Annotated in this window: 22 protein-coding genes; 16 read left to right on the forward strand and 6 right to left on the reverse strand. The window is 32.2% G+C overall.

Annotation, left to right across the window (positions count from 1 at the left end):
* Positions 1 to 6: 6 nt before the first annotated feature.
* The 8 genes from mutL (at position 7) to hfq (ending at position 10,074) form a co-directional block, all read left to right on the forward strand.
* A complete protein-coding gene (mutL, locus tag KA845_RS09465) occupies positions 7 to 1,956 on the forward strand; it encodes a DNA mismatch repair endonuclease MutL (protein WP_210128011.1) in 1,950 nt (649 codons plus the stop codon).
* A 12-nt stretch (positions 1,957 to 1,968) separates the two neighbouring features.
* Positions 1,969 to 2,502 carry a glycerol-3-phosphate responsive antiterminator gene (locus KA845_RS09470; RefSeq protein WP_002511025.1) on the forward strand — a complete coding sequence of 178 codons (534 nt, stop codon included), beginning with the start codon at positions 1,969 to 1,971 and terminating at the stop codon, positions 2,500 to 2,502.
* A gap of 913 nt (positions 2,503 to 3,415) precedes the next feature.
* On the forward strand, positions 3,416 to 4,234 hold the full coding sequence (locus tag KA845_RS09475) for an MIP/aquaporin family protein (RefSeq protein ID WP_002511026.1): 819 nt from the start codon (positions 3,416 to 3,418) through the stop codon (positions 4,232 to 4,234).
* Positions 4,235 to 4,367: 133 nt separating this feature from the next.
* Positions 4,368 to 5,870: a glycerol kinase GlpK gene (gene glpK / locus KA845_RS09480; RefSeq protein ID WP_021458838.1), complete on the forward strand. Its 1,503-nt coding sequence runs from the start codon at positions 4,368 to 4,370 to the stop codon at positions 5,868 to 5,870.
* A gap of 143 nt (positions 5,871 to 6,013) precedes the next feature.
* A complete protein-coding gene (locus tag KA845_RS09485; protein ID WP_021458837.1) occupies positions 6,014 to 7,687 on the forward strand; it encodes a glycerol-3-phosphate dehydrogenase/oxidase in 1,674 nt (557 codons plus the stop codon).
* Positions 7,688 to 7,967: 280 nt separating this feature from the next.
* On the forward strand, positions 7,968 to 8,891 hold the full coding sequence (locus KA845_RS09490; RefSeq protein ID WP_103387939.1) for an alpha/beta hydrolase: 924 nt from the start codon (positions 7,968 to 7,970) through the stop codon (positions 8,889 to 8,891).
* Positions 8,892 to 8,915: 24 nt separating this feature from the next.
* On the forward strand, positions 8,916 to 9,863 hold the full coding sequence (miaA, locus tag KA845_RS09495; protein ID WP_002511029.1) for a tRNA (adenosine(37)-N6)-dimethylallyltransferase MiaA: 948 nt from the start codon (positions 8,916 to 8,918) through the stop codon (positions 9,861 to 9,863).
* A 1-nt stretch (position 9,864) separates the two neighbouring features.
* On the forward strand, positions 9,865 to 10,074 hold the full coding sequence (gene hfq, locus KA845_RS09500; protein ID WP_002511030.1) for an RNA chaperone Hfq: 210 nt from the start codon (positions 9,865 to 9,867) through the stop codon (positions 10,072 to 10,074).
* Between the two features lie 97 nt (positions 10,075 to 10,171).
* Here the strand turns inward: hfq and KA845_RS09505 are convergent, their stop codons facing one another.
* Positions 10,172 to 10,648 carry a glutathione peroxidase gene (locus KA845_RS09505; RefSeq protein ID WP_031266487.1) on the reverse strand — a complete coding sequence of 159 codons (477 nt, stop codon included), beginning with the start codon at positions 10,646 to 10,648 and terminating at the stop codon, positions 10,172 to 10,174.
* Positions 10,649 to 10,754: 106 nt separating this feature from the next.
* Between KA845_RS09505 and hflX the strand changes: the two genes are divergently transcribed.
* From hflX to KA845_RS09530, 5 genes are all read left to right on the forward strand, one after another.
* The gene (hflX, locus tag KA845_RS09510; RefSeq protein WP_210128013.1) at positions 10,755 to 11,990 is read left to right on the forward strand and encodes a GTPase HflX; all 1,236 of its coding nucleotides are present in this window, start codon (positions 10,755 to 10,757) and stop codon (positions 11,988 to 11,990) included.
* Between the two features lie 18 nt (positions 11,991 to 12,008).
* Positions 12,009 to 13,247, forward strand: coding sequence for a methionine gamma-lyase family protein (locus KA845_RS09515; protein ID WP_103387938.1), 1,239 nt, complete (start codon positions 12,009 to 12,011; stop codon positions 13,245 to 13,247).
* Between the two features lie 237 nt (positions 13,248 to 13,484).
* The gene (locus tag KA845_RS09520; protein ID WP_002511034.1) at positions 13,485 to 13,853 is read left to right on the forward strand and encodes a MerR family transcriptional regulator; all 369 of its coding nucleotides are present in this window, start codon (positions 13,485 to 13,487) and stop codon (positions 13,851 to 13,853) included.
* A gap of 19 nt (positions 13,854 to 13,872) precedes the next feature.
* The gene (glnA, locus tag KA845_RS09525; protein WP_002511035.1) at positions 13,873 to 15,213 is read left to right on the forward strand and encodes a type I glutamate--ammonia ligase; all 1,341 of its coding nucleotides are present in this window, start codon (positions 13,873 to 13,875) and stop codon (positions 15,211 to 15,213) included.
* A 428-nt stretch (positions 15,214 to 15,641) separates the two neighbouring features.
* A complete protein-coding gene (locus KA845_RS09530) occupies positions 15,642 to 15,959 on the forward strand; it encodes a hypothetical protein (protein ID WP_107373442.1) in 318 nt (105 codons plus the stop codon).
* Positions 15,960 to 16,170: 211 nt separating this feature from the next.
* On the opposite strand, the gene KA845_RS09535 is transcribed toward KA845_RS09530, so the two are convergent.
* Entirely contained in the window at positions 16,171 to 16,593 is a 423-nt protein-coding gene (locus KA845_RS09535) for a hypothetical protein (protein ID WP_167867909.1), read from the reverse strand.
* 234 nt (positions 16,594 to 16,827) lie between these two features.
* On the opposite strand from KA845_RS09535, the gene KA845_RS09540 reads away from it, so the two are divergent.
* Positions 16,828 to 17,391: a GNAT family N-acetyltransferase gene (locus KA845_RS09540; RefSeq protein WP_103387936.1), complete on the forward strand. Its 564-nt coding sequence runs from the start codon at positions 16,828 to 16,830 to the stop codon at positions 17,389 to 17,391.
* Between the two features lie 626 nt (positions 17,392 to 18,017).
* A complete protein-coding gene (locus KA845_RS09545; protein WP_103387935.1) occupies positions 18,018 to 18,215 on the forward strand; it encodes a hypothetical protein in 198 nt (65 codons plus the stop codon).
* Positions 18,216 to 18,326: 111 nt separating this feature from the next.
* Here KA845_RS09545 and KA845_RS09550 read toward each other — a convergent pair whose 3' ends face one another.
* Both KA845_RS09550 and KA845_RS09555 read right to left on the reverse strand, forming a co-directional pair.
* The gene (locus tag KA845_RS09550) at positions 18,327 to 18,488 is read right to left on the reverse strand and encodes a hypothetical protein (protein ID WP_021458834.1); all 162 of its coding nucleotides are present in this window, start codon (positions 18,486 to 18,488) and stop codon (positions 18,327 to 18,329) included.
* Positions 18,489 to 18,657: 169 nt separating this feature from the next.
* On the reverse strand, positions 18,658 to 18,843 hold the full coding sequence (locus tag KA845_RS09555) for a hypothetical protein (protein WP_103387934.1): 186 nt from the start codon (positions 18,841 to 18,843) through the stop codon (positions 18,658 to 18,660).
* Between the two features lie 191 nt (positions 18,844 to 19,034).
* Here KA845_RS09555 and nucI point away from each other — a divergent pair, with 191 nt between their 5' ends.
* Positions 19,035 to 19,565 carry a thermonuclease NucI gene (gene nucI, locus KA845_RS09560; RefSeq protein ID WP_107373444.1) on the forward strand — a complete coding sequence of 177 codons (531 nt, stop codon included), beginning with the start codon at positions 19,035 to 19,037 and terminating at the stop codon, positions 19,563 to 19,565.
* Positions 19,566 to 19,683: 118 nt separating this feature from the next.
* On the opposite strand, the gene glcP is transcribed toward nucI, so the two are convergent.
* Positions 19,684 to 21,027 (reverse strand): glucose transporter GlcP, encoded by a 1,344-nt coding sequence (glcP, locus tag KA845_RS09565; protein ID WP_021458833.1) that lies wholly within the window; start codon positions 21,025 to 21,027, stop codon positions 19,684 to 19,686.
* A gap of 251 nt (positions 21,028 to 21,278) precedes the next feature.
* Positions 21,279 to 22,145, reverse strand: a complete 867-nt coding sequence (locus KA845_RS09570; RefSeq protein ID WP_103387931.1) for an NERD domain-containing protein — start codon at positions 22,143 to 22,145, stop codon at positions 21,279 to 21,281.
* Positions 22,146 to 22,176: the final 31 nt, after the last annotated feature.

Raw genomic sequence — 22,176 nt, forward strand, 5'->3', positions numbered from 1 at the left:
GGAAAGATGGGAAAAATAAAAGAGTTACAAACCTCTTTAGCAAATAAAATTGCTGCGGGTGAGGTAGTAGAACGACCAGGTTCAGTAGTGAAAGAATTGTTAGAAAATGCGATAGATGCGCAAGCAACAGAAATAAATATTGCAGTTGAACAATCTGGCGTATCTTCTATCAGAGTGGTTGATAACGGAATGGGAATTAGTGAAGATGATTTAGCTTTAGTCTTTCATAGACACGCTACGAGTAAACTAGATGACGATGATGATTTATTTCATATTAGAACATTAGGTTTTCGTGGGGAAGCATTAGCTAGTATTTCATCCGTTGCAAAAGTGACTTTGAAAAGTTGTACAGATAATCTTGAAGGTCATGAAGTTTATGTTGAAAATGGTGCGATTTTACAACAAAAACCTGCAAAAGCAAAACAAGGTACAGATATATTGGTGGAAAGCTTATTTTATAATACGCCAGCTAGACTAAAGTACATTAAAAGTCTATATACAGAATTAGGTAAAATAACAGATATCGTTAATAGAATGGCTATGAGTCATCCTAATATTCGATTTACTTTGACTGCTGATGGCAAAGAAATTATTAAGACAAATGGCTCTGGTCGTACGAACGAAGTAATGGCTGAAATCTACGGTATGAAAGTAGCAAAAGATTTGGTACATATACAAGGAGATACTAGTGACTATCATTTAGAAGGGTTTGTCGCTAAACCAGAACATTCTCGTAGTAATAAGCATTATATTTCAATATTTATTAACGGACGTTATATACGCAATTTTGTGTTAAATAAAGCAATTTTAGAAGGCTATCATACATTATTAACTATTGGTCGTTATCCTATTTGTTATTTAAATATTGAAATGGACCCAATATTAGTAGATGTTAATGTTCATCCGACAAAATTAGAAGTTAGATTATCAAAAGAAGAACAACTGTATAAATTAATTGTCGAAAAAATAAGAGAAGCATTTCACGATAAAATCCTTATCCCACATAATGATTTGGATAAAGTAAATAAAAAAAATAAAGTGCTTGACCAATTTGAACAGCAAAAAATTGACTTTGAACAACGTCAACAGTACAACGATCATCAAGCATCTACTGAGGCAACGTCAAACTATCCGTCATCTAATGAACCATCGAGCCAAGTAAAAGATCAATCAGAATCGGGTTACACTAATCAGTCTTCCTCAACATCGATTCCAGATACAGCGCAACAAGAGGAGACTGACGCAGATTATAAGGCAAAACAACGCGAGGTACTATCTAACTTAACAGATGAGGATGATGTACCAATTGTTAACGTTGACAATGAAGTTACAGCATCTGATATTAAAGACCAACGTTCACAAACACCATCACGTCGAGTACCCTATATGGAAATTGTAGGTCAAGTGCACGGTACGTATATTATCGCTCAAAATGAAGATGGTATGTATATGATCGATCAACATGCTGCTCAAGAAAGAATTAAGTATGAATACTTTAGGGAAAAAATAGGTCATGTATCGAATGAAGTTCAAAATTTATTAATTCCTTTAACTTTTCATTTTTCTAAGGATGAATTAATGATTATAGAGCAATATAAAGAAGAATTAGCTAAAGTTGGTGTTCAACTTGAACCATTCGGTGGACATGATTATATTGTTGATAGTTATCCAGTGTGGTTTCCAAAATTAGAAGCAGAAGAAATCATTAAAGATATGATAGAATATGTGTTGGAACATAAAAAAGTAAATATTAATAAAATTAGAGAAGAAGCAGCCATTATGATGAGTTGCAAAAAATCTATTAAAGCCAATCATTTTTTAAAACATAATGAGATGGCAGATTTAGTCGACCAATTACGTGATGCAGAAGATCCTTTTACGTGTCCACATGGACGTCCCATTATCATTAACTTTTCGAATTATGAATTAGAACGATTATTTAAACGTATTATGTAGGAGGAGAGACAAATGAAGCCACATATACTACCTGCAATCCGCACAATGAAAGATTTAGAAAAACTTATTGAGACAGATTATAATGAATGTGTGTTGTTAGACACACATGTAGGACACGTAAAAAGTATTATGGACTTGTTAAATAAACATCAAATGAAAACATTTATTCATATTGATTTAATAAAAGGTATGAGTCATGATGAATTCGCATGTGAATATATTATTCAAAACTACCAACCTGCTGGAATTATCTCCACAAAAACAAAAGTAATAAAAAAAGCCAAGGCATTAAATACAACAACAGTGCTAAGAGTATTTATTATTGATAGCCATGCTTTAACGCGTAGCATAGAATTAATTAAACGTGTCGAACCAGATTTTGTTGAAGTATTGCCAGGAATAGCTAGCAAAGCAATTCGAGCTATAGATGAAGAAACTGACACAAAAGTAATTGCTGGGGGATTAATTAAAGAAGTATCTGAAGTAGAACAAGCAGTAAGTAATGGTGCGAAATATATTACAACAAGTGATCGCGATTTATGGTGATAGAAAAATTGACTACCGTTTAAATTTTAAAACAGTAGTTTCAGACTGTCGATAAAGTTTCCAACTTTGTTGGCAGTTTTTTTATGCACGCTTTCCGCGGGCCCTGCCTTAGCCTGTAGTCTTCAGCTAGCGCTATTCCCGCAGGAGTCGGCATAAATCACTGCCGATACTATTTATTTAATTCATAGTCCATTTGGTATCACAAAAATAATAGCTAAAGTGGATTACCATGCAGGCATCAGTTATATTTTTTAGATAAAACATCACATTTAGGAACTGTTCAGTAACAAACGATACACGGTGTTGTCACAATACAGATTTCTGTCACACTCCGCAGCCTGTCGACAAAGTCACAGACTTTGTGGGCAGTTTTTTTATGCACGCTTTCCGCGGGCCCTGCCTCAGCTTGTAGTCTTCGGCGAGTGCTATTCCCGCAGGAGTCGGCATAAATTACTGCCAATCTATAAAAATGACTTTAGCAGAATTAATACTTAAGATCTGTTTACTGACAAAAAACAAGATGTTATAGATAAAGTTTCCATAGATATCACGCTTATGTGTGCTGACATAAATCTTCAAAACGTAATGTGGTTAGTAAAAGGTTGTGTAATGATCTGAAAGGCTATTATTTGAAAAACTTTTTAAATAAAAATAAAAAAATCTTCAGTGACTATAGCTTGTATAATCACCAAAACTGGACTTCTTAAGATACGTATTTTATTTAGAATGATTTAATTGTGACAAATTTTTTAACGATAATATTGACAACGCTTACAAACAAAGTGTAAAATGAGGGCAAGTTAATATTAGAACAGAGATGGGAGATTTCTACGATTTATTAAACCGGTGGTTCGAAGCGTTCAACTGGCTATAATTTGTAGGAGTCTCTTTATCTTTATTAGGAGGAATCTCTATGAGTGTATATTTTGCAGAGTTTTTGGGGACTTTGATTCTTGTTCTTTTTGGTGGTGGCGTCTGTGCTAACGTCAACTTAAAAAGAACTGGTGGTTCTGGAGCAGATTGGATTGTTATTGCTGCTGGATGGGGATTAGCAGTTACATTTGGTGTTTACGCGGTTGGTAATATTTCTGGAGCACATATCAATCCTGCGGTTACAATAGCTATGGCTATGGATGGTGCAGTGACTTGGGGAGTAGTACCTGGTTATATCATCTGTCAAATTCTAGGTGGTATTGTCGGTGGTGCAATTGTATGGTTAATGTATTTACCACATTGGAAAGCAACTGAAGATCAAGGCGCAAAATTAGGTGTGTTTTCAACGGCACCAGCAATTAAAAACTATTTCGCTAACTTTTTAAGTGAAATTATTGGTACTACAGCATTGACGTTAGGTTTGTTATTTATTGGTATGAATAAAATAGCTGATGGTTTAAATCCACTTATCGTAGGTGGCTTAATCATTGCTATAGGGCTAAGTTTAGGTGGACCAACAGGTTATGCAATTAACCCTGCTCGTGATTTAGGTCCTAGAATTGCACATGCAATTTTACCTATTTTTGGTAAAGGTACTTCGAATTGGGGTTACGCAATTGTTCCCGTATTAGGACCGATTGCAGGAGGAATGTTAGGTGCAGTAATTTATAGATTGTTCTACAAAGGCGCATTTGATATCATGTCTATTGTTACAATTGTAGTGGTCATCATTACACTTGTTATTGGCGTATTATTAAATAAAGCCGATAAAACTGGAGAAGTTGAAGCAGTTAAATAACAAATAAACATAGTCATTGAACAATAGTTTATTTATAATTTTGCAGGGTACAGGATTATAATTGAAAACTAAGCATACTTGAGATGTTAATTGTTCTAAGTATAATCAACCGAGAGAAAGGGAGTTAATTAATATGGAAAAATATATTTTGTCAATAGACCAAGGAACAACAAGTTCACGTGCAATATTATTCAACAAAGATGGAGAGATTGATGGTGTTGCTCAAAGAGAATTTAAACAATTCTTTCCTAAATCAGGTTGGGTAGAGCATGATGCGAATGAAATTTGGACATCTGTATTAGCAGTTATTGCAGAAGTATTAAATGAAAAAAATGTTAGTGCTGAACAAATTGCAGGCATCGGAATTACTAACCAACGTGAAACTACAGTAGTATGGGATAAAAAATCTGGTCGTCCAGTTTACCATGCTATCGTTTGGCAATCTCGTCAAACTCAAGGAATTTGTCAAGAGTTGAAAGAACAAGGACTTGAAGAAAAATTCCGTGAAAAAACAGGACTATTGTTAGACCCATATTTTGCTGGAACAAAAGTAAAATGGATTTTAGATAACGTCGATGGGGCGAGAGAGCAAGCAGACAATGGAGATTTATTATTTGGTACTATTGATTCATGGCTAGTTTGGAAGTTATCTGGTGGACAAGCACATATTACAGATTACTCAAATGCAAGTAGAACTTTAGTATACAATATTCATGAATTACAATGGGATAAAGAATTGTTAGATATACTTAATATACCTGAAAGCATGTTGCCTGAAGTTAAAGAATCAAGTGAAGTTTATGGTAATACTATTGATTATCATTTCTTTGGTCAAGAAGTACCAATTGCAGGTATTGCAGGTGACCAACAAGCAGCGTTATTCGGTCAAGCATGCTTCAACCGTGGTGATGTTAAAAACACATATGGCACTGGTGGATTTATGTTAATGAACACTGGTGAAGAAGCAGTAAAATCTAAAAGTGGTTTGTTGACTACAATTGCATATGGACTTGATGGTAAAGTACATTATGCACTTGAAGGTTCGATTTTCGTTTCAGGATCTGCAATACAATGGTTAAGAGATGGTTTACGTATGATAAATTCAGCGCCACAATCTGAAAACTATGCTGAACGTGTAGAATCTACAGAAGGTGTTTATGTCGTACCTGCTTTTGTAGGACTAGGCACACCATACTGGGATGCTGAAGCAAGAGGAGCAATCTTTGGTTTAACACGTGGTACTGAAAAAGAACACTTTATTAGAGCTACATTGGAATCATTATGTTATCAAACACGTGATGTATTAGAAGCTATGGAAAAAGATTCTGATATTAAAGTAAATAACTTACGTGTTGACGGTGGCGCAGTTAAAAACAACTTCATTATGCAATTCCAATCAGATTTGTTACACGTTGAAGTAGAGAGACCAGAAATAAATGAAACAACAGCATTAGGTGCAGCATACTTAGCCGGTTTAGCGGTTGGTTTCTGGGAAAGTAAAGATGAAATCGCTAATCGTTGGAAATTAGAAAAATCATTTAATCCAGAAATGGAAGAAGCTGAAAGTACTAAATTGTACAAAGGTTGGAAAAAAGCTGTTGAAGCAACACAAGTTTTTAAGTTAGATGAAGAGTAAAAAATATTGGACTTAAAATAATTAACTATGCTACAATTAGGGTAAGTTAATAATACAAGTGAGAAGTAGAGACTCTGTTCGTACAAAATTATATGTATAGGATAGGTCTCTACTTTTTTAATTTTATAGGAGGCGCTCGGATTATGACTTTATCAACACTTAAAAGAGAGCAAATTAAAAAGGATTTAAAAGATAACTCATTTGACGTTGTTATCATCGGTGGTGGAATAACTGGTGCTGGTATAGCGTTAGATGCTAGTGAAAGAGGTATGAAAGTCGCATTAGTTGAAATGCAAGACTTTGCTCAAGGTACAAGTTCTCGTTCCACTAAATTAGTACATGGTGGATTACGTTATTTAAAACAACTACAAGTAGGTGTAGTAGCGGAAACAGGTCGTGAACGTGCCATTGTATACGAAAATGGTCCACATGTAACTACGCCTGAAAGAATGTTATTGCCAATGCATAAAGGTGGAAGTATGGGTAAATTCACTACTTCTATTGGATTAACTATGTATGATAGATTAGCTGGTGTTAAACGTTCAGAACGCAAAAAAATGTTGAACAAAAAAGAAACATTGGCCAAAGAACCATTAGTTAAACAAGCTGGATTAAAAGGTGGCGGTTCTTATGTTGAGTATCGTACGGATGATGCACGTTTAACAATCGAAGTAATGAAACGTGCTGAAGAAAAAGGTGCGACAATTATTAACCACAGTAAATCAATGCATTTCACATATGATAATAATGAAAAAGTGAATGGTATTAATGTAGAAGACCAAATCTCTGGTGAAACTTATACAATTGGTGCTAAAAAAGTTATCAATGCAAGTGGTCCATGGGTAGATGAAGTACGTAGTGGTGACTATGCACGTAATAATAAACAATTACGTTTAACAAAAGGTGTCCACATTGTTATCGATCAATCTAAATTCCCATTAGGTCAAGCAGTATACTTTGATACTGAAAAAGATGGTCGTATGATTTTTGCAATTCCACGTGAAGGCAAAGCGTATGTTGGTACAACAGATACGTTTTATGACAACGACAAAACATCACCTTTAGCAACACAAGAAGATAGAGATTATTTAATAGATGCAATTAATTATATGTTCCCTGATGTTCAAGTTGAAGATAGCGATATTGAATCATCATGGGCAGGTGTTAGACCACTTATTTTAGAAGAAGGTAAAGATCCTTCAGAAATTTCTCGTAAAGACGAAGTATGGGAAGGTAAATCAGGCTTATTAACTATCGCAGGTGGTAAATTAACTGGATACCGTCATATGGCATTAGAAATTGTTGATTTATTAGCAAAACGTCTAAAAGAAGAATATAAATTAAAATTCAAACCATGTGAAACAAAACATTTACCAATTTCAGGCGGTGACGTTGGTGGTAGTCAAAACTTCGACAATTATATTGAAGAAAAAGTGAAAGACGCTAAAGCTTATCAAATTGATGAACCATTAGCACGTCATATTGTATCTAAATATGGTTCAAATGCAGAAGAACTATTCAAAATTGCACAAACAGCTCAATATCAAGATACAGGTTTACCTTTAGATATATATACTGAACTTATTTATTCAATTCAAAATGAAATGGTATATCGTCCAACAGATTTCTTTATTCGTCGTACAGGTAAATTATACTTCAAAATTGATGACGTCTTAAATTACAAAGAACAAGTTATCGATGTTATGTCTGAATTACTTGGTTATAGTGATGTACAAAAAGAACTTTATAAACAAGAATTAGAAACTGCAATAAATGAAGCACAAACAGGCAATAATCAACCAGCAGTTAAAGAATAATTAAACAATGCATAAATGTTAATTAGCTATAAGCTAATTGATTAATAACAAATAAATAGCCATATATGAGGCGAGTAGATGAAATCAACTATTGATTTCACTCTCGTCTTTTTTATATTGATAAATCATAATTGTGTTTCATAACAGACTATAAATAATGATTAAATGATTAGGGTATAGATATTTAATAGCAAGTTAAAGATGTTATACTTATATATGAATACAAGCTGAACACATATTATATCAACAAACTATAAGTCACAAATGGAGGGCTAAAACCATGGGTCAAAAAGAATTAAATATCACAGTTGCAGATGGCACAATGATACCAGTAAAACTTGATAAAGCTAAAAAAACTACTATTGGTGTCATACATATATTTCACGGTATGGCTGAACATATGGATAGATATGATGCGTTGGTAATGTCGTTAAACCAACAAGGTTACGATGTAATACGTCATAATCATAGGGGACACGGACCAACATGTAATCAAGAAGATAGAGGTCATATAGATAGCTTTGAACAAGTAGCAGATGATGCGTTTGAAATAGCGCAAACATTATGTACAAACCATGAAGGATTACCTTATATTGTTATAGGCCATTCTATGGGTTCTATTATTGCACGTTTATTTGTCACGAAATATCCTGATGCTGCAAATGGTTTGATTCTAAGTGGTACAGGTTATTTTTCAAAAATTGCAGGTTACTCAATTGCAACATTGTTGAAGATAATCACGTTGATATTTGGTAAAAGCAAGAGATTGAAGTGGGTAAATAATCTAATGTATAAAACACTGAATAAAAAAATCAATAATCCTAAAACGACTAGTGATTGGATATCTTCAGATGAACAATATGTCAAAAATTTTATTGACGACGAATATACGGGCTTTCTCGTATCTAACCAATTGATCTATGAAACAGTCAGATACATTAATAAATTAAATAGACAAAAATATATACGTAAAATGCATAGGGCAATGCCGATTTTGATGATTTCCGGTAAAGATGACCCATTAGGTAACTATGGTAAAGGTATTCATCGTCTTGGTAAGATCTTCAAACAAGGTCATATAAACCATGTGACCATTCAAATATATAAAAATAAAAGACATGAAATATTATTTGAGCGTGAGCATGAAATAATTTGGCAACATATGTATGATTGGATTCAAAAACAGATTTTAACAGCAAAATGATATAGGAAAAGTGAGTGATTTGAAGTGCAACAAGATAAACCATTTATCATAGTTATAGTGGGACCAACGGGTGTAGGTAAAACAGAACTTAGTATAAAGTTAGCGAAAGAAATTAATGGGGAAGTTATTAGTGGTGATTCCATGCAAGTTTATAAAGGTATGGATATCGGCACTGCAAAAATATCAGTTCCAGAAATGGAAGGTATAACACATCATATGCTTGATATACTAATGCCTGATGAGACTTTTTCTGCATATGATTTTAAAACACGCGCACAACAATTGATATCTGAAATTACTGCTCGTGGAAACGTACCTATTATTGTAGGCGGTACAGGTCTTTATATACAATCGTTAATTTATGATTATGCTTTTCAAGATGAGACGATAACAGAAACAAAAGCAAATGAAGTTGAGCAGCGATTGACGGAGTTGGAAGCACTAAATAATCATGATTTACATGAGTATTTAAAAAGTTTTGATCCAGCATCAGCTGAAGCAATACATCCCAATAATAGAAAAAGAGTAGTGCGTGCAATTCAATATTATTTAAAAACCGAAAAACTTTTAAGTGAACGTAAGAAAGTTCAACAATTTACAGAAAATTATGATACATTATTATTAGGGATGGAAATGACGCGTGAAACATTATATGAAAGAATAAATAAAAGAGTTGATATAATGTTGCGTGATGGATTATTAGAAGAAGTTCAACAACTTGTAGACAAAGGTTATGAAGAATGTCAAAGTATGCAAGCAATTGGTTATAAAGAAATAATCCCAGTTGTTAAAGGTTCTGTATCACTTGAGGAAGGTACGGAGAAATTAAAACAGCATTCCCGCAATTACGCCAAGCGTCAAATGACATGGTTTAAGAACAAAATGAATGTGCATTGGTTAGATAAAGAGAAACAATCACTTTTTTCAATCTTTGATGAAATTTCCGTCTTAATACAGAAAAGGAGAAGGTAATATGCATGCAAAGGAAAACAACCAAGATCAATTACTAAATCAATTTAAAACTGAAAAGACAGATATTATTGTTTTTCTAGTTAATGGTTTTCAAATGAAAGGTCAAATTGAAAACTTTGATGAAAGTAGTGTGACTTTATTTTCCCAAAACAAGCAGCATCTCATTTATAAACATGCCATCAGCACGTTTACAATCGATGATGGGGAATAATATAAAACATTAAAATTATAAAAGGTTGCAATATAACTAAGACACTTTTTACGACTAAGTCGAGACGAAGGGGTTCAGTTATATTGCAACCTTATTTTTATAGTAATGTTTCGATATCTTGCTTAAATTGATTTGGTTTTTTCTGTGGAGAAAAACGATTGATTACATTTCCTTCACGATCAACTAAAAATTTAGTAAAGTTCCATTTGATTTTTTCGTTAAAAAAGCCATTTTGTGCTTCCGTTAAAAATTTATACAATGGATGTTGATTTTCCCCTTTGACATCAATTTTTTCATGAATAGGGAAAGTTACTCCGTAATTAATCTTGCAGTTTTGTGTAGCTTCTTCACCAGTTCCAGGTTCTTGCCCGCCGAATTGATTACAAGGGAAACCAAGTATTACGAAGCCTTGATCCTTATATTCTTCATATAGTGCTTGTAAATCTTCGAATTGTGGAGTGAAGCCACATTCACTTGCTGTATTAACAATTAACATAACTTGGCCTTTATATTTATCCAAAGTGTAACTGCTACCATCAGGCATTTGTACGTTTATATCATAAATGTTCATTATGCTTTCACCTCTTTATATTACTAACTTAACATACTTTACTACTGTAGTCTTTAGATATACACTATGGTAAAATAGCTTAGAAAACTTTAAAGAGAGGTGGCATGTTATGAGCCAAGCTAAAAGCTATACGACGAAGAAACAATTAGAAACGGCGGTATTAGTTGGCGTACATGCTGATGATGAACTACATTTTGATTTCACTTCTACAATGGAAGAATTAGAGTCTTTATCAACGACTTGTAAATTAGATGTGAAAAGTCAATTTACTCAAAACCGTAATCACTTTGATAATAAATATTATGTTGGAAAAGGTAAATTGGAAGAAATAAAAAATTATGTTGAGCATTTTGAAATAGATGTAGTAGTCACAAATGATGAATTAACTACGGCTCAATCTAAATCTTTAAATGGTCAACTGAACGTTAAAGTAATTGATAGAACTCAATTGATTTTAGAAATCTTTGCGTTACGTGCTCGCAGTAAAGAAGGTAAATTACAAGTTGAATTTGCGCAACTTGATTATTTACTACCAAGACTACAAGGACATGGTCGTAGTTTATCTAGATTAGGTGGAGGCATTGGTACACGTGGTCCAGGTGAAACAAAATTAGAAATGGATCGCCGTCACATTCGTACACGTATGAATGAGATCAAACATCAACTATCCACTGTAGTAGAGCATCGAGAGCGTTATCGTCAGCAAAGGGGAAAAAACAATGTATTCCAAGTCGCTTTAATTGGTTATACAAATGCAGGAAAATCATCGTGGTTTAATGCGTTAGTAAATGAAGAGACTTATGAACAAGATTTATTATTTGCTACGTTAGATCCTAAAACACGCCAGTTACAAATTAATAACGGATTTAATTTGATTATTTCTGATACTGTAGGCTTTATACAAAAACTTCCTACGACTTTAATTGCTGCCTTTAAATCAACGTTAGAAGAAGCGAAAGATGCTGATTTATTACTACATGTTGTAGACAGTAGTCATCCTGAATATAAAACGCAATATGATACCGTTAATCGTATCATTGGAGATTTAGATATGGGTCAAATTCCGCAAGCGATTCTTTTTAATAAGAAAGATTTGCATAGTGGTGAAATACCAACGTCTAGTCATCCTAATGTCTTTGTATCTAGCAAGCAACAAGACGATATTGAAAAAGTAAAATCATTGTTACAACAGCAAATTAAAAAAATATTGACGTATTACGAAGAAACAGTAAATAGTGCAGATGCAGATCATTTATATTATCTGAAACAGCATACATTGGTTACTGAATTAACATTTGATGAAACTGAAGAAGTATATAAAGTTCAAGGTTATAGAAAAGAATAGAGAAAGAAGTTATGAAAAATGGAATATATTACGCAACTGATAGAAGAAGTCGAAAGTACATTAACGCCTTATTTTAAATCAATTGATGACACTGCTTATATTAATCAAGCAAAGGTGTTAGATGCTTTTCATGCAGTGAAAGTTTCTGAAAGTGATTTACAAGGAACTACTGGATATGGATATGATGATTTTGGTCGTGACCATTTAGAAGAGATTTATGCACAAGTGTTTCAAGCAGAGGAAGCACTCGTTCGACCGCAAATAATTTCCGGTACACATGCCATCACTCTTGCATTGCAGAGTACTTTAAAGCATGGTGATGAATTGATGTATATTACAGGTGCACCATACGATACATTGCTCGAAGTTATTGGAGTGAATGGTAATGGTATCGAAAGTTTAAAGGAACATGGAGTAACCTATAATGAAGTACCATTAACAGATGGTGCAATAGATATTGAGAAAGTACTGACAGCCGTAACACCTGCAACAAAAGTAATAGCTATACAACGCTCGCGAGGTTATGACCAACGACCATCGATAAATTTAGCGCAAATCGAACAGGCTATTTCTGAAATTAAAAAGCATTATCCTGAAATTATTGTATTTGTCGATAATTGTTATGGTGAATTTGTAGAAGAGAGAGAACCTATTGAATGTGGTGCTGATATCATTGCAGGCTCGTTAATTAAAAATCCCGGTGGAGGTCTAGCTAAAATTGGCGGATATATTGCGGGTCGCTCTGATTTAATTCAACGATGCGGTTATCGTTTAACAGCGCCTGGTATCGGTAAAGAAGCTGGAGCATCATTGAATAGTTTACATGAAATGTATCAAGGATTCTTTTTAGCACCTCACGTAGTCAGTCAAAGTTTAAAAGGTGCGTTATTTACAAGTTTATTATTGGCAAAAGTTAATATGCAGACTTCGCCAGCATTCGATGAACATCGTACTGATTTAATACAGACAGTATCCTTTAAAGATAAAGCGCAAATGATTCGTTTTTGCCAAAGCATCCAACATGCCTCACCTATTAATGCTCATTTCAGTCCAGAGCCGGCTTATATGCCTGGTTACGAAGATGATGTGATTATGGCTGCTGGTACGTTTGTACAGGGATCTTCTATTGAGCTATCAGCAGATGGTCCAATACGTCCACCATATGAAGCATATATACAAGGTGGCTTGACTTATGAACATGTTAAATTAGCAGTAACACGAGCAGTAGAACAATTACAACAAGACAACTTATTGTGATATTAAGTAATAATTTAGTTTGTTTAGTTTTTTTCTTCGTTAAGAAGGAAAAATTAAACAAACTTTTTTTATAAAATTAGCTATATTTTTGAATAATCTGAAAATTTTAGTGCGTTTATAGCTCTCAAGGCTTGGTATCATAGGATTTAAATTTCATGTCAGAAAACCTAACATATTTTTGAAATACGAGTTAGTCTATGCTAAATTATTAATAAGTTCAAAAATAGAGGTGAGGGAATGAAGTCAAATGATGCATTGAGACGTAATATGGCTGTCTTCTCTATGAGTGTAGTAAGTAAGTTAAGTGAGTTGTCTCCAAGACAAATTCGCTATTACGAAACACATGAACTTATAAAACCGACTAGAACTGATGGAAATAAAAGATTATTTTCATTAAATGATCTGGAACAATTATTAGAAATTAAAAACTTAATTGAAAAAGGTTTCAACATCAAAGGAATTAAACAAATTTTTAATGATGACCAAAATCATTTATCACAGGATGAACAAGAAATTCGAAAACAAATGATTGTAGATACTACCCAGAAACCACAACGAGAAACGATTCCGATTAATCGTGGAGATTTATCACGCTTTATCAAATAAAACACTGGAGGATTTTACGATGCCAAAACGTACATTTACAAAGGAAGACATTCATAAGTTTGCAAAAGAAGAAAATGTTAGATACTTAAGATTACAATTCACAGATATTCTTGGAACAATTAAAAATGTTGAAGTACCTGTAAGTCAATTAGAAAAAGTTTTAGATAACCAAATGATGTTTGATGGTTCATCAATTGAAGGATTCGTTCGTATTGAGGAATCAGATATGTACTTACATCCTGATTTAGATACTTGGGTAATTTTCCCATGGACAGCAGGACAAGGAAAAGTTGCACGTTTAATTTGTGATATTTATAAAACAGATGGTACACCATTCGAAGGGGATCCACGTGCAAACTTGAAACGCGTATTAAACGAAATGAAAGATTTAGGCTTTACTGATTTGAATTTAGGGCCAGAACCAGAATTCTTCTTATTTAAATTAGATGAAAAAGGCGAACCAACATTAGAATTAAATGACAATGGTGGATATTTCGATTTAGCACCTACAGATTTAGGTGAAAACTGTCGTCGTGACATCGTATTAGAACTTGAAGATATGGGCTTTGATATCGAAGCAAGTCACCATGAAGTAGCGCCTGGACAACATGAAATTGATTTCAAATACGCTGATGCAGTTACTGCATGTGACAATATCCAAACATTTAAATTAGTTGTTAAAACAATTGCACGTCAACATAATTTACATGCTACATTTATGCCAAAACCTTTATTTGGTGTTAACGGTAGTGGAATGCACTTTAACGTATCATTATTTAAAGGTAAAGAAAATGCATTCTTCGATCCTGAAAGTGACATGCAATTGACTAAAGATGCATATCATTTTATTGCAGGTAACTTGAAAAATGCTCGTGGTTTTACAGCAGTATGTAACCCATTAGTGAATTCATACAAACGATTAGTTCCTGGTTATGAAGCACCATGTTACATCGCTTGGAGTGGTAAAAACCGTTCACCATTAATCCGTGTACCATCTTCACGTGGATTGTCTACACGTGTTGAGATTCGTTCAGTAGACCCTGCTGCAAATCCATATATGGCATTAGCTGCTATACTTGAAGCAGGTTTAGATGGCATTAAAAATAAATTAGAAGTTCCTGAACCAGTTAATCAAAATATTTATGAAATGAACCGTGAAGAACGTGAAGCGGTTGGTATCCAAGATCTACCATCAACTTTATATACAGCAATTAAAGCAATGCGTGAAAACCCAACAATTAAAAAAGCAATGGGTAATCATATCTATAATCAATTTATTAACTCAAAATCCATTGAATGGGATTATTACAGATCTCAAGTATCAGAATGGGAAAGAGAACAATACATGAAACAATACTAGGTGCTAATCAAGAGGGGAAACACTTGATACAAAAGCAACCCGAGTCATTCTTTAAGAATGATTTCGGGTTGTTTTTTTGCCCCAATTAATTTTTAAGAGTCATTTGGCTGCAAATTGGGTGCAAACTTTTTAAAAAATCTCTTTTTCTTGTATGAATTTTTGAAAATCAACTTTAGCTGTTATTGTTCAAATAGATATTAAATATATGAACAGTAGCACAAATTTTACTAAATGAAAGTTTATTATTATCAATTTAGCTTGCTTATTTACTGTGCATATTAAAGCAAATATATTAAGTGTATGGAAGTTTCAAATTTAATCCACTTATTAAATTTCCTATAATAAATCTATTTTTATATATTGGAGTTAAAGTAAGTAAAATAAATTTGAGATGAGCATTCAATTAACACAAGAAAGCGAAGATCTATATGCAGAATAACTTAATAAATAGCATTATAAAGTCATATATGGATGAATGTAATATAAAATTTGAACATAAGGTTAATTTTCAAATAGAAGAAGGAAACATAATATATGAAGTTTTGAATAGAAATATCTCAGGTTTTTCTAAAAAAACAGTTATAACTTTAGAAATAATAATGAATCTTTTTGGTACTGTAGGAGTTAAGTTTAGACAGCAGACAAATTATGTTTTAAATTCGGATAATATCGATAATATTTTATTGATAATCTCTACTGTAGAATTTAATAAGTTAGAGCAACATTTCAAAGAACTATTTGAGTAAATAAAAGGCTATGCACCTCAAAATAAGCTGCTGGTGCATAGCCACATCGAAATAATTTAGAATGATGTTCCTACAGAAGGTAATACACGATATGATCTTCCATTAAGTGCTTTGGCAGTGCCTGATAATTTTGCATAGCCACCTTTATTTCTTTTCATATATACGACACCACTAGTGGATGAAGCAATAGCGCCCGTTCCTATTGCGTTAACTACTCTTTTTTTACCAGAATAATATTTACTTTACCAGAAAATAAATATGGAAATGCCGTTCGTGGTCGCACCATCCAATATAAACTACGTCCATTATTACCAGCGTTTATTTTAGCAACGCCAGCAGGACCATTTACAGTAGTACGTGATTGATAAAAATTATCGGATCCTTGTGTAACTGTATTATCGGATTTAGAAATTAAATTTGCTATTTCTTCATTATTAAACGAAATAACTAACACTTCATTATCTTCATATGTAATATCCCCTATTTTTTTAGCTTCTTCCATAGTGACATTTTGGATGTCTGTTTTATTAAGTAATGAAACATTTTCATTTGAAGCATATGCTTTTGCATTCAAAATTATAGTTAGCCCTAGTAATAAAGTAAGCAAAAAATATAATTTATAAGTTTTATTCATGTTAAGTAGTACCTCCTAAATATTAAGGTTATTTGTTTACTTAGTATATCAATTAGAGAGAATAATATATGTCAGTGGTGTAATATGTCATCAAAAAGGTGATAATAGTAAAATTTAGTTTTTGAAAAATATAGCCTTAAGTTTTTTAAGTATGGAATTTATTCTGAAGTTCAATATCAAAAAGTAATTGTAATATAGTAATAGTGAGCTGCAATTAAAAATGGAGGGGATTTATTGGATTTTAAAAATTATAATTTTAGTACTGATCGTTTGAATATAAGACCATTAGATTTTTCGGATTATGATTCTTGGCTTTTAGGTTTTACTGAAAGAAAAACATCAAAATATAGACATGATAAGGGCAAAATAGATTTATCCAATAGAAATAGAAAGTGGTTTAATAATTTGGTGAGAAAGCATAAAAAATTATTTGAAAATGATGAGATTTATATTTTTTCTATTTTCGATAAAGATGGGAAACATTTGGGAATGATTGACATAGTTACTATTGAACGTGAGAATTTTCAATGGGGTGAATGTGGCTTTTATATACATAATCAGTTTTGGAACAATGGTTATGCTTATGAATCGATGTTAAAAGTTTTGGAAATTGCTAATAAAGAATTAGAGTTTCATAGGCTTGAAGCGCATGTTAATTTAGATAATAAACCGTCTTTTAAATTATTAGAAAAACTAGGATTTAAATTTGAATGTACCAGAAAAGGTTTTATATATGAGTTTGGGGAATGGACTGATAATTATATATATTATATAAATTTGCATGACGAAGACCTTTGATTTTTGAAATATTTCTACCTTGTATGATGCACAAATTTACTTTAAGAATTACTATATTTACTATAGTTGTATATACTGTTTACCTATTATAATAAATTCATTATGATGCAGTTATGGATATTTAATATCCATAGTTCCCTTTAGTTATATAGGTAAATTGTGAATTAAATAATTTTGCATAATCTCCCTTTCTCTGCAAGGGGGATTTTATATATTAGGTTAGTTAATATATTTTGATTTAAATAAAGAAGTTTTATTGCTGTTATATTGAAAAAAGGTAGTAGTGTTAGAGTTTAAAAATAGTTAAGTAAGCGTTGTGATTAGGAATAAAAAAACAGCACTAATTAGCGCTGTTTAATTAAATATGGCGTGCACAAATGGTGTTATATATAATAATAATAAAGTAAAACTAATTGCTAAATAGAACATAAATGCACGCGTTTGTTTCATCTTGAAGAAAATAATCACCTCATTTAACTCAGTGATAAGATAATTGTAATGTATAAGTACAAAGGTAGTCAATTTTAAGAGCAAAAATACTGCTTCTTTTTATTTTGCATCACTTCTTATAAAAGGGTAAAATAACAATTGTATACAATTGTTATAAAAATAGGGGTGTGTTTGTTATGCAACAAGTTAAATTAAAAACAGTAACAGCTAAAACTATTGAGCAACTAGAAGAAAAAATTAATCAAGTTTTACAAGAGCAAGCTGAATTTCAGTTACTCAATACGACAATTAGAGAGTTTGAATCACACAAATATCCTACAACAGAGGACGAATTTACTGCAATGTTAACACTGGTCACAACGGTTAACTCATAGAAGCTCAAACTTTGTAGAACAACATGAAATTACTATAAGTTTAGTATAAAAAAATTATGTAAACTAAAGTACTATAAAAACTCGCACCCAAAATTGAATAGGTGCGAGTTTTTATATTTTATGAGCATTATATTCTTCAACAATCGTTAAAATTTTAATCACCTTATCTGAGGGTGTATCAATAGGTAATCGATGTTGCAATAAAGTGCCATCTGTTGTTTTAATCGTATAAAGTATATGTTGATCTTCTTTGAGGCATTTTATTATTTGCATATATTCTCTGTCCCTTCAGTTTCATAAATAACACAATTAATATTTGAATATGATAATCTGCAAATATTAACATATTATGTTATACCCTGTATATTCACTTTAAATCTTAAGCGTGCAAAATATAAATAATAAATCATAAAGATAAAACATTACTTACAAATTAAAGTTACTAATTTTTCTTATTAAATATTGATCGGATAACAAAAATAATGAAACCAATAAATATACCCATGAATATGGCTAACATAGCTGATACTAATAAAGGTAATTGCAACTGATATTGTAAAACAAGACCTATTATAATAGCAACGACGATAGCTATAAGCGTTATCATATTTTCTTTAAATATACTCAACTGTATCAACTCCATTCAAAAAAAATTATAACATTTAAAATAGTATTTAACATGTATTCATAAAGATTGTCACAAAAATGATGTATATGTAATTAGACATTACTTATTTTATATATATTGAAGTAAATATTGACGCCTGCATGGTTATTTTATATGATAAATCGGGACAATAAAAAAAGTAGGTGCCAACTATGAAATCAACCAAAAAAGTTTCAAGTATAATTGTAGGTATAGTTGTATTAGGAGTATTGATATTTCAATTTATTAATCACACAGGACCGTTTAGCAATAACGAAACGTCTTCAAAAAATGGACCTGAAGATGCGGAACAAGTACATATAGAACGAGTTGTAGACGGTGATACCTTCGTTGCTAAGGATAAGGATAATCAAACTGTAAAAATACGGTTAATAGGTGTTGATACACCTGAAACAGTTAAACCCAATACACCTGTTCAACCTTATGGAAAAGAAGCTTCAGATTACTCAAAAGAAAAATTGACGAATCAGGATGTCTACTTAGAATACGATAAGGAAAAAGAAGATAGATATGGTAGAGTGCTGGCATATGTATGGTTAGATAAACAAACTATGTTTAATGAGCAATTAGTAAAAGAAGGTTTAGCAAGAGAAAAATATTTTGCACCTAATGGTAAATATAGAAACTTATTTGAAGAAGCTGAATCAGCAGCAAAAGCTGAACATAAAAATATATGGAGTTAAAAAGAGTGGGACAAGAACCAAGTTGATTACTTTGGTTTTTGTCCCACTTTTTTATTACTGTAAAAATTTTGAACTTCTTATTTTTAGTAGCTAATTTATAGTTTATAGCCAGCTTATTTTATTTAGATTTTGCACCTGTACGTAGACGTAAATCATATTCGATTTCTTCTAAACTACGACCTCTTGTTTCAGGTAAATATTTAATAACAAATGCTAGGGCAAATACTCCAATCATGGCAAAGATTAAGAAAACCCATTCTGTACTTAAAGCATTATTTAATATAGGGAACAGCTGCGCTACAATTAGTGTTCCTATATTTAAAACTAGTGTCGCAACACCTGTGGCAGCACCTCTAGCACGTGTAGGGAACATTTCAGGTAACATAACCCATAAAATTGGTCCCCATGTAATACCGAAAAATACAATAAATAGTGATAAGCAAATAATGATAATCCACGATGAAGATGTAATCCCTATAGTCCAAATTAATACGGCCATTATAATTAAAGATGTGACCATACCGATATTTCCTGTGACTAATAGTTTTTTACGATCAACTTTATCAACTATAAATACTGCTATAATCGTAACTAATACATTAATAGTACCAATACCCACAGTTCCTAAAATTGATGTGGCTTCTCCGAGACCTGCTTTACTAAAAATAGTCGGTGCATAGAAGATAATGGCATTAATGCCGACAATTTGTTGGAATAACGCGAATATACAGCCAATAATTAAAGTTGGGCGCAGCCATGGCGACTTAATTACTGCCCAAGTAGACTCGGAAATAGCTGAAATTTCACGCATTTCCTTAATTTCAGAATTAATTTCTTCGTTATTATCAAAAGTTATTTTCATTACATCTCTTGCAGCTTGTTCACTTCGATGTTCGAGTAACCATCTAGGACTTTCTGGCATAAAGACGATACCAATTAGTAATATTATTGAAGGCACGACTGCTAAACCTAACATCCAACGCCAACCTTCAATATCAGCGAATGCATAATTAACTATGTAAGCACTTAATATTCCGATTGTAATCATTAATTGGTTTAACGTACCTAATGAACCCCTTAATTCAGTTGGAGCCATTTCTGATAAATAAACTGGCACTGTGGCCATAGATCCGCCGACTGCTAGACCGATAATTAACCGACCAATTACTAAAATAGTAATATTTGGAGCAATAAATAACGTGATTGAACCAATAATGTATATAATAGCAATAAAAAGCACTAAGCGACGACGACCTAACTTATCTGCTAAGGGACCACTCGCACCGGAGCCAATAATGGCACCTATTAACATTGATGATACGACTAACCCCTCTGTAAAACTGTTTAGTGGAATATCATTATCTATAAATAATAATGCTCCCGAGATGACACCGTTATCATAACCGTATAATAAACCACCTAATGCACCTAAAATAAAGATCAAATACTTCGTAATTTTCATTTTTAATCAACCCCTTTTAAATTAAAAATAATTATAGTTCAAAAATGAAAAATTTACAAAGTATAATGCCACATAAATTTATAATTATCATATAAATTAACGATTATTAATATTTCTGCTATGTGTATCCAACAGTTAATAGTTTTGAATAAAATTCAACCATTAAAAAGGTAGTATGTACTAAAATTGAGTACATACTACCTTTTTGATTGTTTATATGTTTTTAGGTGATTTGTTTATAGGCTGTATAATTAATTAAATATTGCTACCAGTTTATCGAATTGCTCTTGTGATAATGCTTCTGTAGATTGTTCTACCGTTTTTGTAATGACCTCGCGTAAATTAGATTTAGACGATACAGTTTCAGCATATTGTTCGCGTTTAGTAGGACCGTCAATTAAATTAACAGAGCCATCTGCAAAGTAAACTAAGCCGATATTGCTTATAGAGTGATTCGATTTTTCTTTGATTTTATTTTCTAACAGTTGTGTGTTAGATGCAGCTTCTTTATATGGATCATGACTGTAAAAGTCATAGACAACTGAATTATTTTTAATGCGTTCTATAAAAGTATAGCTCGTAGGATGAGTAGATTGGAATTGACTATGGAACTGTTGTGCAATGTATCTACCTACAGCTTGGTCAATAGTATTTACATCATCACCATCAGTTGCCGTAATATTAGCATCCGCATTAAAGTGATAAAATGTTTTTTGTTTCCAATTTTTAACATCAATATTGAATAACCCTTTTTCAGTAATTACTATATAATCAAAAGGACGTGCATAGTCGAATAGGGGATGCCTAACTGCTAAACTACTCGTATTAATAATTTCGAAAAAGTTAATTTTTTCAGTATCGATTAAAGTATTCATAATGTCAGTTAATTCTTGTTTTGCTTTGCGAATACCGTGATGATGTTTGTCATTGTTAGCATCTATATTAAGCATTTCGTTTTTTAAATACGTATTTTCTGACGTTAACGAACTAATTTTCGTTACGAGCTGTGTCTTGGCATACGTCTCAGTATCTAGTTTGTTTTGCATAAAATGATGGTTTAAAAATAGTATGACAATTAATAATATAATTATTATTAAAAGAGTAATAGTGAGGAACATAATAATCATCCTAATCTAATTGAAATTTGTA

Source organism: Staphylococcus sp. GDX8P114P-2 (assembly GCF_017892945.1).
Taxonomy (GTDB): Bacteria; Bacillota; Bacilli; order Staphylococcales; family Staphylococcaceae; genus Staphylococcus; species Staphylococcus arlettae.

Bases quoted from the DNA above. Each gene is read 5' to 3' on its own strand.
- KA845_RS09535 (WP_167867909.1), bottom strand. From the start codon at position 16,593: ATGAATAAAACTTATAAATTATATTTTTTGCTTACTTTATTACTAGGG.
- glcP (WP_021458833.1), bottom strand. From the start codon at position 21,027: ATGAAAATTACGAAGTATTTGATCTTTATTTTAGGTGCATTAGGTGGT.
- glpK (WP_021458838.1), top strand. From the start codon at position 4,368: ATGGAAAAATATATTTTGTCAATAGACCAAGGAACAACAAGTTCACGT.
- mutL (WP_210128011.1), top strand. From the start codon at position 7: ATGGGAAAAATAAAAGAGTTACAAACCTCTTTAGCAAATAAAATTGCT.
- KA845_RS09515 (WP_103387938.1), top strand. From the start codon at position 12,009: ATGGAATATATTACGCAACTGATAGAAGAAGTCGAAAGTACATTAACG.
- KA845_RS09485 (WP_021458837.1), top strand. From the start codon at position 6,014: ATGACTTTATCAACACTTAAAAGAGAGCAAATTAAAAAGGATTTAAAA.
- KA845_RS09545 (WP_103387935.1), top strand. From the start codon at position 18,018: ATGCAACAAGTTAAATTAAAAACAGTAACAGCTAAAACTATTGAGCAA.
- KA845_RS09550 (WP_021458834.1), bottom strand. From the start codon at position 18,488: ATGCAAATAATAAAATGCCTCAAAGAAGATCAACATATACTTTATACG.
- KA845_RS09520 (WP_002511034.1), top strand. From the start codon at position 13,485: ATGAAGTCAAATGATGCATTGAGACGTAATATGGCTGTCTTCTCTATG.
- KA845_RS09470 (WP_002511025.1), top strand. From the start codon at position 1,969: ATGAAGCCACATATACTACCTGCAATCCGCACAATGAAAGATTTAGAA.
- hfq (WP_002511030.1), top strand. From the start codon at position 9,865: ATGCATGCAAAGGAAAACAACCAAGATCAATTACTAAATCAATTTAAA.
- hflX (WP_210128013.1), top strand. From the start codon at position 10,755: ATGAGCCAAGCTAAAAGCTATACGACGAAGAAACAATTAGAAACGGCG.
- KA845_RS09570 (WP_103387931.1), bottom strand. From the start codon at position 22,145: ATGTTCCTCACTATTACTCTTTTAATAATAATTATATTATTAATTGTC.
- KA845_RS09490 (WP_103387939.1), top strand. From the start codon at position 7,968: ATGGGTCAAAAAGAATTAAATATCACAGTTGCAGATGGCACAATGATA.
- KA845_RS09530 (WP_107373442.1), top strand. From the start codon at position 15,642: ATGCAGAATAACTTAATAAATAGCATTATAAAGTCATATATGGATGAA.
- nucI (WP_107373444.1), top strand. From the start codon at position 19,035: ATGAAATCAACCAAAAAAGTTTCAAGTATAATTGTAGGTATAGTTGTA.
- glnA (WP_002511035.1), top strand. From the start codon at position 13,873: ATGCCAAAACGTACATTTACAAAGGAAGACATTCATAAGTTTGCAAAA.
- KA845_RS09475 (WP_002511026.1), top strand. From the start codon at position 3,416: ATGAGTGTATATTTTGCAGAGTTTTTGGGGACTTTGATTCTTGTTCTT.